The 13,893-nt window shown below is 50.6% G+C and carries 8 protein-coding genes; all 8 read left to right on the forward strand.

Annotation, left to right across the window (positions count from 1 at the left end; translation table 11 throughout):
- Positions 1 to 378 precede the first annotated feature (378 nt).
- Complete coding sequence (locus EJN92_RS07165) at positions 379 to 4,029, forward strand: indolepyruvate ferredoxin oxidoreductase family protein (protein ID WP_126127180.1); 3,651 nt, start codon at positions 379 to 381, stop codon at positions 4,027 to 4,029.
- A gap of 372 nt (positions 4,030 to 4,401) precedes the next feature.
- Positions 4,402 to 7,692 carry a fused isobutyryl-CoA mutase/GTPase IcmF gene (gene icmF / locus EJN92_RS07170; RefSeq protein WP_126127181.1) on the forward strand — a complete coding sequence of 1,097 codons (3,291 nt, stop codon included), beginning with the start codon at positions 4,402 to 4,404 and terminating at the stop codon, positions 7,690 to 7,692.
- Positions 7,693 to 7,861: 169 nt separating this feature from the next.
- Entirely contained in the window at positions 7,862 to 8,263 is a 402-nt protein-coding gene (gene tnpA, locus EJN92_RS07175; RefSeq protein ID WP_126126596.1) for an IS66 family insertion sequence element accessory protein TnpA, read from the forward strand.
- Positions 8,260 to 8,607, forward strand: a complete 348-nt coding sequence (gene tnpB, locus EJN92_RS07180; RefSeq protein ID WP_126126595.1) for an IS66 family insertion sequence element accessory protein TnpB — start codon at positions 8,260 to 8,262, stop codon at positions 8,605 to 8,607. Before tnpA ends, tnpB begins: the two co-directional genes overlap by 4 nt.
- Positions 8,608 to 8,660: 53 nt before the next feature.
- Entirely contained in the window at positions 8,661 to 10,226 is a 1,566-nt protein-coding gene (gene tnpC, locus EJN92_RS07185; protein WP_126126216.1) for an IS66 family transposase, read from the forward strand.
- A 297-nt stretch (positions 10,227 to 10,523) separates the two neighbouring features.
- Positions 10,524 to 12,314: a hypothetical protein gene (locus EJN92_RS07190; RefSeq protein WP_126127182.1), complete on the forward strand. Its 1,791-nt coding sequence runs from the start codon at positions 10,524 to 10,526 to the stop codon at positions 12,312 to 12,314.
- A 402-nt stretch (positions 12,315 to 12,716) separates the two neighbouring features.
- Positions 12,717 to 13,301 (forward strand): N-acetylmuramidase family protein, encoded by a 585-nt coding sequence (locus EJN92_RS07195; RefSeq protein ID WP_126127183.1) that lies wholly within the window; start codon positions 12,717 to 12,719, stop codon positions 13,299 to 13,301.
- A 14-nt stretch (positions 13,302 to 13,315) separates the two neighbouring features.
- Positions 13,316 to 13,873, forward strand: a complete 558-nt coding sequence (locus tag EJN92_RS07200; protein ID WP_126127184.1) for a hypothetical protein — start codon at positions 13,316 to 13,318, stop codon at positions 13,871 to 13,873.
- Positions 13,874 to 13,893 lie beyond the last annotated feature (20 nt).

The following is a 13,893-nucleotide window of genomic DNA, read 5'->3' on the forward strand; positions in this document are numbered from 1 at the left end:
GATAGCCCTATTGAAATTTCGTATTTTCGCAATTGTTCGACTGGCCCTACACTGTAGTCACAGCAGATTTCAAAGGAGTCGAGAAAGCGCTGCAGCACTATTTCGAAAGCTTTCTTTGATGCCGCCCAGTCTGTTCAAAATCGCGCAACTAGCGAGGTAAAAGTGTGATCAAAAGTGTGATCATCAATGTGATCATTCATGCTGTCACTTCGCTGGCGGCTCGATTTTGAGCAAGAATTGGACTAAAATGGCTGCTATCACAGCCACCGCAATATGAAGCTAGTTCTGATACCTCAGTCTAGCCTCTGAACAAAATTGTTTCTTACCGGATACAGCGCATGTTCTTTGCACACTAAATTACAAATTTTGGAGCCTCACATGTCATCCGACACAGCTAAGAAATCTGCTGGTCCGGCGCTCGCGCCTGCGTCTAGTTCTGCACCTTATTCGACTACTTCGTCATCCGCTTCGTCATCCACTCCGTCCGAGAAAAATTCTCCGCCCCCTGCATCACATTCAGGCTTGGCAGCGGTCAGTCTCGACGACAAATATACGTCCAACAGCGGCACCATCTTTTTATCTGGCATCCAGGCCTTAGTGCGTTTGCCCATGATACAAAGACAGCGTGATTTGGCCGCAGGCTTAAATACCGCCGGGTTTATTTCCGGCTATCGCGGTTCACCCCTGGGTGGCTTGGACGAGACCTTGTGGAAAACCAAAAAATTACTTGAACAAAGCCACGTCAAGTTTGTGCCCGGCGTGAATGAAGATTTGGCCGCCACTGCGGTCTGGGGCACCCAGACGGTAGACTTGATCGGTCCGTCCAAATACGATGGCGTATTTTCTATGTGGTACGGCAAAGGCCCGGGCGTGGATCGATGCGGTGACGTCTTCAAGCACATGAATCACGCCGGCACTGCCAAACACGGTGGCGTATTATTGGTGGCCGGTGACGATCACGGCGCTTACTCTTCGACCTTGCCGCATCAGTCTGACCATATATTTTCCGCCTGCATGATCCCCATGCTGTATCCCTGCAATGTGCAGGAATACCTCGATCTCGGTCTGCATGCCTGGGCCATGTCGCGCTATTCCGGTTGCGCGGTAGGCTTCAAGGCGCTGGCCGATACGGTAGAGTCAACCGCTTCGGTAGACGCCGATCCATTCCGTCTGAAGATCGTGTATCCGCAAGACTTCGTAATGCCAGAAGGTGGTCTCAATACTCGCCTGTCTCTGGATACGCTGGGGATACAAGCGCGCAAGCAAGAAGCCTTGATGCAGGATTACAAGATTTATGCGGCACTCGCCTATGCGCGCGCTAACAAGCTCAACCACACCACCATCGACAGCCCGACTGCGCGTCTGGGTATTGTCGCATCCGGCAAATCCTATTTGGATGTATTGGAGGCGCTGGAAGAACTGGGCATTGATGAGGCATTCGCCGCCGAGATCGGTATCCGTCTGTATAAAGTATCGATGCCGTGGCCGCTAGAGCCGGATGGCGTACGTGAATTTGCCCAGGGTCTCGATGAAATTCTGGTCATAGAAGAAAAACGTCAGATGGTTGAATACCAGCTGAAAGAGCAGCTGTACAACTGGCGCGACGACGTGCGTCCGCGCGTGATCGGTAAGTTTGATGAAAAAGGCGAATGGGTACATCCGCGCGGCGAATGGTTGCTCACTTCCAAGGCCGATTTTTCGGTGGCGCAAATCGCCCGTGTGATCGCCTCGCGGATCGCACGCTTCCATACCAGTGATCTGATCAAGGCCAGACTGGCGTTTTTAGAAGCCAAGGATGTGGTACTGACCAAGCAGGTCACTACACCGACGCGTCCGGCTTACTATTGCTCAGGTTGTCCGCACAATACTTCGACCAAGGTGCCGGAAGGCAGTTTGGCCTTAGCCGGTATCGGCTGCCACGTGATGGCAACCGCGATTTACCCGGAATTTAATAAGCTCACCACCCACATGGGTGGTGAAGGCGCACCGTGGATAGGCCAGGCCGCATTCTCGACCTTACCACATGTTTTTCAGAATCTCGGTGACGGTACTTATTTCCACTCCGGTTATCTGGCGATACGCGCCACCGTAGCGGCCAAGGTCAACATCACTTACAAGATTTTGTACAACGATGCCGTCGCGATGACGGGCGGCCAGCCGGTAGACGGCACCATTAGCGTAGCGATGATGGCACAGCAGATGGCGGCCGAAGGCGTACAACGCATCGCGCTGGTGACCGAGGATTTGTCGCGCTACACCGACCGCTCTAATTTGCCGGCATTTTTGACATTGCACGACCGCAAGGATATGGATGCGGTACAGCGCGAATTGCGCGAACTGCCGGGTTGCACGGTACTGATCTACGACCAGACCTGCGCCGCCGAGAAACGCCGTCGCCGCAAGAAAGGCGAATTCCCTGACCCCGATCAGCGCATGTTCATCAATGAAGCCGTGTGCGAAGGCTGCGGCGATTGCGGTGTGCAATCGAACTGTACTTCCATCATGCCGCTGGAGACAGAATTCGGCCGCAAGCGCACTATCGACCAATCGTCTTGCAACAAGGATTATTCCTGCGTTAAAGGTTTTTGCCCTAGCTTTGTCACGGTAGAAGGCGGCAAACTGAAAAAATCCAAGACCGGCACCGCCAAGCAAGATGACTTTGGCGCTTTGCCAGAACCGGTCTTGCCAGCTTGCGCCAGCTCTTACAATATTTTGCTCAATGGCATAGGCGGCACCGGGGTGATTACGGTCGGCGCTTTGCTGGGCATGGCCGCGCATCTGGAAGGCAAGGGTGCTTCGGTACTAGATATGACGGGCATGTCGCAAAAGAATGGCTCGGTCACGTCGCATATCCGCATCATCGAGCAAGCCAGCAAGTTGCGCGCGCAGCGCATCGCCACCGGTGAAGCCGACCTCATCCTTGGTTGCGATATCCTGACCGCTGGTGCCCATGACGCCATCTCCAAAATGCGGGTAGGCCGCACCCGTGCCGTGATCAATACGCACGAGCAGCCGACCGGGCCTTTCGCCAAAAATCCGGATTGGCAGTTCCCGCTAGAATCGACCGAACACCTGATCGCCGAGTCGGTCGGGAATCAGGTTGATTTCATCAATGCCACCAAATTAGCCACGGCGCTGATGGGTGACTCGATCGCGACCAATCTGTTCATGCTCGGTTTTGCCTACCAAAAAGGGGCGATCCCGGTGACTGAAGCGGCCTTACTGCGCGCCATAGAACTCAATGGCGTAGCGATAGAGTCGAACAAGAAAGCCTTCCTCTGGGGCCGACGTGCTGCCGTCGATTTTAGCCGGGTAGAGAAAATCGCGATTCCAGCGCAACCGGTGATCGTGCAGATGCCGCAAAGTCTGGATAGCCTGATACAGCGACGCGTCAGCTTTTTGACCGATTACCAAAACGCCGCCTATGCCCAGCAATATTCTGATTTGCTAGGCGCAGTACGCCAGGCCGAAGCCAAGCTCAACGCAGGCAACCGATTAAGCACGGCAGTGGCGAAATATGCGTTTAAGCTGATGGCTTACAAGGATGAGTACGAGGTCGCACGCTTGTACACCAATGGCGATTTCACCGATAAACTCAAGCAGCAATTTGAGGGCGACTTTAGTCTGAAATTCAATCTGGCACCGCCTATCTTCTCGAAAAAAGATAGCCAGGGTCATCTGATCAAGGCGCAATACGGCTCCTGGGTATGGCAGGCGTTTAAGCTGCTGGCCAAGTGCAAGGGCGTGCGCGGTAGTAAATTAGATATTTTTGGCTATAGTGAAGAACGTAAGAGCGAGCGCGCCCTGATCGCAGAATACCGCGAGATGATCTTGATGCTGAGCACCAAACTGGATCAAGAGAATCTGGAGCAGGCCATCGCCTTAGCGAACCTGCCCGAGAAAATCCGTGGTTTTGGCCATGTTAAAGAAAAAGCCATGCAAGAGTATCAGACGCAAAAAGCGATCTTATTGCAACCGCCTAAAGCGAAAGTAATAGGCCAGATTCCAACAGTGCCGCACGCGGCTTAGTGTTTTAAAAGGGAACTTCTAAAAACCCTTTAATCGGGATGCAGCGCAAGGCGCAAACCGGAGCAATACGTCGGTATTGCGAGGATCGCATTGAACAATCGACGCAGCGATGCGCCCGATTATGGGGTTTTTAGAGGTTTCCAAAACGTATTGCGCAATGTTTATGGGCCTTTCCAGCCATTTTCGGTCTGTGAGGCGCATGGATATTGCGCATAGCATTTTAGCTAGGCTTAGATATTGCGTTTTTCTAGCGTTTACATTGACGTTTACGTTAACGTAAGCTAACTTAGCGTCATATAAATAACCAAACAATTAGTGAGTAGCCGCAGCCATTACTGTGCGCCCCCCAGTTTCAGACCCGTTGAGGAAGACATGACCGACCTGTCCATAGCCGAAAAATTAAACGAATATAAACCCGCCAACAAAGTGCGCTTCGTCACAGCCGCCTCTTTGTTTGACGGCCACGACGCTTCGATTAACATCATGCGCCGCATCCTGATGGCCAATGGTGCCGAAGTGATCCACCTTGGCCACAACCGCTCGGTAGAAGAAATCGTCACTGCCGCATTGCAGGAAGATGCGCAAGGCATCGCGATTTCCAGCTATCAGGGCGGGCATGTCGAATACTTCAAATACATGATCGATCTGCTCAAGCAACGCGGCGGCGAGCATATCAAGGTATTCGGTGGCGGCGGTGGCGTGATCGTGCCGGAAGAGATTGCCGAGCTGCACGCGTATGGCGTGACACGCATTTTTAGTCCGGAAGACGGCCAGCGCCTCGGCCTGGTCGGCATGATTTTATCCATGATACAAGCTTGCGATATTGATCTTTCGACCTACGCACCGACTAGCCTCGATGTCTTGAGCAGCGGCGACATTGTTGCCAAACACCGGCCGCTAGCGCAATTGATCACGGCTTTAGAAAACCAGCGCGTCGCACCGGAGCTGCTCAAAGCACTCCATACGGCCGCAGCACAAATTAAGATTCCGGTACTGGGGATCACCGGCACCGGCGGTGCAGGTAAGTCTTCACTCACCGATGAACTGATACGCCGCATACGTCTGGATCAAAACGATAATCTGAATATCGCGCTCATTTCTATCGATCCGTCGCGTCGTAAATCGGGCGGCGCCTTGCTCGGTGACCGTATCCGCATGAACGCGATCAATCCGTGGAAAGGCCAACTCAAGGTCTTCATGCGCTCGCTGGCCACGCGCGAAGCCGGCTCTGAAATCTCGCAAGCGCTGCCCGATGTGATCGCCGCCTGCAAGCTGGCTGGCTTTGATCTGGTGATCGTCGAGACTTCAGGCATAGGCCAGGGCGACGCTGCCATCGTGCAGCATGTCGACCTGAGCATGTACGTGATGACACCAGAATTCGGCGCGCCTTCGCAATTGGAAAAAATCGACATGCTCGATTTTGCCGACTTCATCGCCATCAATAAATTTGATCGCAAGGGTTCGCAAGATGCCTTGCGCGATGTCGCCAAGCAATATCAGCGCAACCGCGAACTGTGGACAAAAAAATCGGACGAAATGCCGGTGTACGGTACCCAGGCATCGCGTTTTAACGATGACGGCGTGACCGCCCTGTATCAGGGCTTGTTGCCAGCGCTGGCCGAACGCGGCCTGAAAGTGCTGCCCGGTAAATTGCCTTTGATCGCGGTGAAATACTCTAGCGGTAAAAACGTGATCGTGCCGCCAGCCCGCAGCCGTTACCTGGCCGAAATCGCCGACACAGTGCGCCACTATCACAAACACAGCGGCAAGCAAGTCACGCTGGCGCGCGAGCGTCAGCAATTACAAGAAACCCGACGCATGCTGAGCAAGGCGAATAAGGCGAGCGAGAATTTTGCCAGTCTCGACGAACTGATCAGCGAACGCGACAATCACCTCAGCGCCGAATCCAAGCAACTGGTCGCGATGTGGCCAGACATGCAGACGGCTTACGCCGGTGACGAATACGTAGTGAAAATCCGCGACAAGGAAATCCGCACCCAGTTGGTCAGCAGTACTTTGTCTGGTACCAAAATCCGCAAAGTGGCATTGCCGCGCTTTGTCGATCACGGCGAAATCCTGCGCTGGCTGATGCTGGAAAACGTGCCTGGCTCCTTCCCGTTCACCGCAGGGGTGTTTGCCTTTAAGCGTGAAGGCGAAGACCCGACCCGCATGTTCGCCGGTGAAGGTGATCCTTTCCGCACCAACCGCCGTTTTAAGCTAGTCTCGCAAGGCATGGATGCCAAGCGCCTGTCCACCGCGTTTGACTCGGTCACGCTGTACGGTGCCGATCCGGCGATCCGTCCTGACATCTACGGCAAGGTCGGCAATTCCGGCGTCTCGGTGGCGACACTGGAAGACATGAAGGTGCTGTACGACGGCTTTGAACTGTGTGATCCGACTACCTCGGTATCGATGACGATCAACGGTCCGGCGCCGACGATTTTGGCGTTCTTCATGAACACGGCAATCGATCAGCAACTGGATAAATTCCGTGCGGATAATAAGCGCGAACCAACTGCGGACGAAGCCGCCAAGATCAAAACCTGGGTGCTGATGAACGTGCGCGGCACGGTACAAGCCGACATCCTGAAAGAAGACCAGGGCCAAAACACCTGCATCTTCTCTACCGAATTTAGCTTGAAAGTGATGGGCGATATTCAGGAGTATTTCGTGCATCATCAGGTGCGCAATTTCTACTCGGTATCGATCTCCGGTTATCACATCGCCGAAGCCGGTGCCAATCCTATTTCTCAGTTAGCGTTTACGCTGTCGAACGGTTTCACCTTTGTCGAAGCCTACCTGGCGCGCGGCATGCACATCGACGATTTCGCCGCCAACCTCAGCTTCTTCTTCAGCAACGGCATGGATCCTGAATACACGGTCCTGGGTCGTGTGGCACGCCGCATCTGGGCCATTGCCATGCGCGATAAATACGGCGCGAACGATCGTAGCCAAAAACTGAAATACCATATTCAGACCAGCGGTCGCAGCCTGCATGCGCAAGAGATAGACTTCAACGACATCCGCACCACGCTGCAAGCCTTGATCGCGATCTACGATAACTGCAATAGCCTGCACACCAATGCCTACGACGAAGCCATCACCACGCCTACCGATGAATCAGTACGCCGTGCCTTGGCGATCCAGCTGATCATCAACCGCGAATGGGGTTTAGCCAAAAACGAAAACCCTATCCAGGGCAGCTTCATCATCGAAGAGTTGACCGACATGGTAGAAGAAGCCGTGATGCAAGAGTTTGAACGTATCGCCGAACGCGGCGGTGTGTTGGGTGCGATGGAAACCGGTTACCAGCGCGGCAAGATTCAGGAAGAATCGATGCACTACGAACACATGAAACACGACGGTACTTTACCTATCGTCGGCGTCAACACCTTCCGCAATCCTAAGCAAGGCGACACGCCCCAGAAAATCGAACTGGCACGCTCGACTGACGAAGAGAAGCAATCGCAATTGCATCGCCTGGCCGATTTCCACAGCCGCCACGCCGACGTCGCACCGCAAGCACTGGTCGCCCTGCAACAAGCGGCGATCAACGACGAAAACGTCTTCGCCAAACTGATGGACGCAGCAAGAGTGTGCTCGCTAGGGCAAATCACCACGGCGCTGTTTGAGGTCGGTGGCCAATATCGTAGAAATATGTAAAGCAATATTCCCCAAAAGCAAAAAGCCCGGTTTTTCCGGGCTTTTTTTATGCCCATTCGGTTTTTCATCCGGCCCCCAGCGTGGATTTTTCGTAAGCGTCCAACGCAACCATCTGGAAATCGATAACGATATAAGTGACACTCGACTCTTTCAATGATCTGGAGTTAGCATGAATTTCAATCCTCTCAAAGTGGCGTTTTGGACTAAGCATCAGCAGCACTGGGCTGAGAGCGGCTTATCACTGAGCGCGTATTGTCGACGTGAAGCCATCGGCTATTCAACGTTTTATACCTGGCGCAAACGCCTCGCTTCCATCGTTATTGATCAGAGTGTCACACTTGCCACACCCGCTGTAAAATCGCCAGTAGTTTCTCAAGCTAAGCACACCTCCCTCACGACAATCGCATCGACATCGCCGCGGCCAGCCATGAAGCCTTGCAAGTTGGTGCCGGTGTCGATCAGGGCATCACTTCCCGAGATTGTCTTGTGCAGCCCGGCCGGTTGGCAGGTGACTATTTCTAACCATGTTGACTTACCCGTGTTGGCGCAATTGCTGCGGCAACTACCATGAGCCTGCCACTGACTCCGGCACAGGTGTATCTCGCTGTCGAACCGATCGATATGCGCAGCGGTGTTGACGGACTTTCCCTGCATGTACAAGAAAGTTTGGGTAAGCCACCTTGCGATGGCAGTGCCTATGCATTTCGTAACAAGAATAGCACCCGCATCAAGCTATTGATCTGGGATGGCACCGGTGTTTGGTTATGTATGCGACGCTTGCACAAAGGTCGCTTCGTCTGGCCGCAGAGCCATGATGCGGCGTGTGTCTTGTCGAACGAAGAATGGCAATGGCTCACCACGGGCGTTGACTGGCCCCGACTTAACGCGCCGCCACAATCGAATTGGCGCGTATAAAAAGGGATGCCTCCCCCTGTTAACTTTCGGTCGGGCGAGGTATACTTTCGTGCATGGATATCGCCACCAAACTCGCCCAATTCAACGCTGACCCCGCACTGACTCAATGGGTGATGGCGCAGTTGAATGGGGCCGGACTGGCACAGGCGGAGAAGGCTGCTTTGCAGGATCAATTACGTCGCAAGGAGCACGATCTTCACGTCAAAGAATGCAAAATTCAAGCCTTGACTTTAGAACTGGCGTATCACAAACGTCTCAAATTCAGCGCAAAAGCCGAAGCGTTTACGGTACAACAACGCGACCTGTTTTTAGAGTGCGAACAAAGCGACCTGGCTGCGATGCAGGCCGAGCTTGCCCAATTATCTTCAGCGACAACACCACGTAAGCCAAGCCCTACCGGACGTAGGCCACTGCCAGCGGAACTGCCGCGCATTGAACATCGTCATGAGCCAGAAAGCTGCACCTGCGCTCAATGCGGCAAAGACCTGATCAAGATCGGTGAAGACATCAGTGAACAACTCGACGTCGAACCAGCACGCTTCTTTGTGCATCGGCATATTCGCCCTCAATACGCCTGTCGCGCTTGTGAGACAGTCACCGCAGCAGCCATTCCCCCGGCAGTGATCGATCGTAGTCTGGCGGCACCAGGATTATTGGCATGGGTGGTAATTCAAAAATATCTCGATCACTTACCACTGTATCGGATTGAGCAAATCAGCAGTCGACACGGTGTTGGCATTGCCCGCTCCACACTGGCCGAGTGGGTAGGACGTATTGGCGTCGCCCTGCAACCGCTCAGTGACCGGTTGGCAGAAATACTCAAGCAAGGACGAGTGCTGCATGCCGACGAAACCCCGGTGCCGCTGCTCGACCCCGGCAATGGTAAGACCAAGCGTGCCTATCTATGGGCATATCGCAGCAATGCCTTAGAAGACCAGCCTGCCATCATCGTGTTCGATTTCCAAACCGGACGCAGTGGCAGTCATGCGCGCGCGTTTCTGCGGCATTGGCAAGGCCATCTTATGGTGGATGATTATGCCGGCTACAAAGCCCTGTTCGCGCTGGGCATCACCGAACTGGCCTGCCTGGCGCACGCCCGTCGCAAATTCTTCGACCTGCACGCCGCCAATGGGCATCCGATTGCCAATGAGGCACTTACACGCATTGCAAAGCTGTATCACATTGAGGCCGAGGGTAAAGGCGACAGTATCGAACAACGACAACAACGACGTGCTACACAGGCGCTGCCAGAACTCAAAGCGATGCATGCCTGGCTGATTCACACACGCCAACAGAGCGCCGATGGCAGCAGTCTCGCCAAAGCCATCGACTACAGCCTCAAACGCTGGAGCGCGATTGAACGCTACGCCAATAGCGGTCATCTGCCAATCGACAATAATCCGATTGAAAACGCCATTCGCCCTATTGCCATTGGCAAAAAGAACTGGCTCTTCGCCGGTTCTGAACGAGCAGGCCGACAAGCTGCCGCCATTCAAAGCCTGCTCGCCACCGCGAAAGCCAATGGCATAGAACCTTTGGCATGGCTTAAAGGCACACTCGAAAAATTACCGACGCATCCAAACAGCCGGATTGATGAACTGCTACCGCTGCCTTGTTAATGCGCTTTAGGAATAAATGCTAGACGGATCTGTTGGACGCTTACGATTTTTCTATCTTTGACGGTAAACAATAGTCGAGAGTCTAGTCATAGCGAAGCTAGCTTATTTAAAAAAAGTGCTGGGAAGAACAGTTCTTGAGCAGCAACAAAACGTTGCATTAAATTTAATTCTTGTTTTATTTATAAAATGTTCTACTTTTATAGGGATTATCAATATTAATAATAAATACCCAATTAAAGTAACAAGTCGTTTGAGTCGCACATGTAGCAGTTCCAACTCAAAAATAGCGAGATTTAGATGAAAATTTTCTTTAAAAAAACACAGGCAGTTTGGCTAGTATTTACTATGTCCTACTTGTTTAGCCAAGCGTCAAATGCAGAACAAGTATTATTTCCAAAAGCAGAACCGATTTTAAGCGAATCTATGGATCCGCCTCTTTGGATGTCTCTAGCGAATGGAGATGATGGGTACGTGAGAATCTCTGCTGAAGTAAAAATACCGCCAACAAGCTGTATCGCACTCGGAAAAAACCCTTTCTTTGGTAGTAAACAAACGACACAAGTTGCGTTGTCTTTAAAAACAAGCGGATTCCAAACAAATCTTTCCGATAAAGATATCCCTATTGCCACTTTTGATTCCACTGGTCACGAAGGGGATTGTATCTCTCCTGCTAAATTACCAATCACAGTAATTCCTTTAACTAGACTGGAATCGAGTTTATCCGGTTCTGTTGGGGACCTAAGAATAATGTTAAACGTCAGATCGACGACAAATACAAAATATGAACTTGTACAGAAGGCTCAAATCGCCGTTAGTGCCGCCGCAATTTTTACAACAGGTGCCGCCACAATCGCGCTCACAACGTTAATGGGGAAAATCGGCGAACCGGCATTGTTACCGTTTATTGAAGGATTTGAAAAATATGCCGGAAATATGACGAACGGTTCTTCGGTCATTGAACAAGATTGGATCAAGATTCGAAAAGTCCCAATAAAATATGAGATCCCGGTATATCTCGCAGAAACAAAGTGGGATGAGAGCGCGGCAGACGTAATTACTCGGCTCCAACGCGGGGAATTAGACAGTAATAATAAACAATTTACCGTTGTACTTAAATTTGATTACGTTCGATCAATTTTTGATTCCGCGCCAATCGGACCAAATTATCTCCCCAATAGAGAGAACTCCTTAACAAAGCATGTCCTAGCTTATCCGGAGCAACCGGGTCTGCCGAATATTTTACAAGTACTAAATTCAGGATCACCAAGCCTAGGGCAAGATCTTTCAAATCCAAATAAAAACACTTCAGAGACATGCAATGCAATTTACACAAAATTAAGTACCGAAATTCGTTTAAGTAAGCCCGATAGAGCAATTACGATGAAAGCTTTTATTGATGAGTCCATGCATTCGTCCGATTGGCCCCAGACTAAACTGTTTTCTGACTGTTTCAGAGATTTGAAAGATACTGGAGAAATGATAGCTACTCATTATGGACTTGGTGAAGTTTTGCCTGAAGTTCCTGATGGTCAAAAAGCTTATGGACCCACGTTCCCTAATTTTCCTAAATGGAAAGCTGAGATTCCCGATTTAATGGCGAAGATACGCGGAATTTTAACATTACCAGATAACAGAAACGCTGCATTGAAATTACTAAATAGGGGAACGGATATTGAGTTTATTGACTATTCAACTGCTTGGGAGACGCCATCCTTAAATCAAGTAGTAGCCTCGTCCCCCACAGCCGCAGGTGGAACTGGTGCAGTACAATCAGTTACCCCGTTGCCAACATTATTGCCGAATATTGAAAAATTTTCTTCCCGGAAAATTTCTCAAGCTGGATGTTTTTCTGCTTTTTATCCCGATGATACCAATATGACAGTTCCAAAAGGATATATGTTAATGCTTGATGATTCGAACAGAGTCTGGCTAGGGATTGCAACTTTTACCGACGTACGACCACGAATATTGTCATCTTTTGAAGTAACGCAGGTAGTGAATGGAGATGGTTGGCATCAGAGCTTTTCAAGGAAAAATTATGGAGAAAATGCCATTTGTCCATCCATCCTAAATCATACGCCAATTTAATGTCCTGAAAGCCGAAAGGGTGACTTGATTATGACCACTAATATTGCATACCGCGCCAAATTAGAATTTGCCACACGCAAAATTAAACAAGGGACGGGCGCAATATTATGGTGGGAAATTTATGTAATTTTTCATTGCCAACAAGTCGAACGAAACAATTTTTATCAGTTTCACGATACCTAAATTCATGTTCCATCCACCCTGTTGCTTGCGTCAAGTTTGACGTGGAGCTTTGACTTGAGATGCACATTCGTGAGAAGAACAATCACATAAAAATTGGGGGGAGCTGTGCTGGCATTATTAGATCTTATCAAAGGCTACAGTTCTTGTACGCTAACTGCATACGCCAGCTGGTTTTTTTACTTTTAGTTCATAAGATCAGAAATTTATGGAATAAATAAAATGTCTAAACTACTTGAAGAACATGATTTCGAGACCGCAGCCTACCTCTTGGATTGTGATGTCGCGGCCATCAAAGCAGTGGCTGAGGTGGAGAGTCGCGGGAACGGCTTTTTAAACGAAGGCAAGGCGAAAATTCTTTTTGAAGGACATATTTTTTACAAGTACACCAAGGGGGCTTTTAAAGATAGCAATCCGAGTATCTGTTATACGCCCTGGACCAAGCAATATTATCTGGGTGGTATCAAAGAATACGGCAGACTGGCAGAGGCCGAGGCGCTGAATAAAACCGCAGCGCGCATGTCGGCCAGTTACGGCAAATTTCAGGTGATGGGTTTTAATTTTGCCACCTGCGGTTTTACTTCGGTGGATGATTTCTACAACGCCATGCAAACAGATGAAAAATCCCAGCTCGATGCCTTTTGCGAATACATCAAACACAATCACCTCAGCAATGCACTGCGCCAGCATGATTGGGTGGCGTTTGCCAAAGGCTATAACGGCCCCGAGTATTGGAAAAACAATTACGACAAACTGATGGCGGCGGCCTATGAAAAATTTTCTCACGAAAAAACAAATGTAAACTGAAACCGGAGCGCGCCATGGGTACAACAGACACTCTGGATGATAAATCTGCCGCGATGCTGGATACTTTTTCCAAGCGCGATACCTTGCTGGGAAAGGTGACCGGACCGGTGCTTGCCTTAGTCACGGTGTTGTTGACGTTTGGGATGTTTTTTTATTTCGTCTGGGTCAGCAGTAGGCCATCGGCAGAAATTAACAATCTCAATTCCTGCATACGTGATATGGCAGTGGCACAGCAGCAATTGGACGCGGTGAAAAGTCCCATAAAAAACCCTGAAGCCAAGCCAGGCACAGCGAATATAGCCCAACAAAATTCCGAAGATGAGCTAAGAAATAAGCTAGCGCACAGCAAAATACTTTGCGACTACGCTAAGTCGGCGCTGGACACCGTCAAAGAGCGCCAGGCAACGATGAAGGAAATCATGCTGTACGTGCTGGGCGTCTTATCCTCGGCCTTAACCACCATACTCGGTTATTACTTCGGCAGCTCCAAAGGTAGTTCAGAAAAAAATCATGCGTTGAATGCAATCGCAACCCAGATAGATAAACAGCCTTTACCTAATTCTAATGGTTAATTATTACCTCGCACCGATTT

It is taken from the genome of Undibacterium parvum, assembly GCF_003955735.1.
GTDB classification, from domain to species: domain Bacteria; phylum Pseudomonadota; class Gammaproteobacteria; order Burkholderiales; family Burkholderiaceae_D; genus Undibacterium; species Undibacterium parvum.

What these genes read in the sequence shown, in the direction of transcription:
- tnpB (WP_126126595.1), top strand. Translation starts at nt 8,260, where the DNA reads ATGAGCCTGCCACTGACTCCGGCACAGGTGTATCTCGCTGTCGAACCG.
- tnpA (WP_126126596.1), top strand. Translation starts at nt 7,862, where the DNA reads ATGAATTTCAATCCTCTCAAAGTGGCGTTTTGGACTAAGCATCAGCAG.
- EJN92_RS07190 (WP_126127182.1), top strand. Translation starts at nt 10,524, where the DNA reads ATGAAAATTTTCTTTAAAAAAACACAGGCAGTTTGGCTAGTATTTACT.
- icmF (WP_126127181.1), top strand. Translation starts at nt 4,402, where the DNA reads ATGACCGACCTGTCCATAGCCGAAAAATTAAACGAATATAAACCCGCC.
- EJN92_RS07200 (WP_126127184.1), top strand. Translation starts at nt 13,316, where the DNA reads ATGGGTACAACAGACACTCTGGATGATAAATCTGCCGCGATGCTGGAT.
- EJN92_RS07195 (WP_126127183.1), top strand. Translation starts at nt 12,717, where the DNA reads ATGTCTAAACTACTTGAAGAACATGATTTCGAGACCGCAGCCTACCTC.
- EJN92_RS07165 (WP_126127180.1), top strand. Translation starts at nt 379, where the DNA reads ATGTCATCCGACACAGCTAAGAAATCTGCTGGTCCGGCGCTCGCGCCT.
- tnpC (WP_126126216.1), top strand. Translation starts at nt 8,661, where the DNA reads ATGGATATCGCCACCAAACTCGCCCAATTCAACGCTGACCCCGCACTG.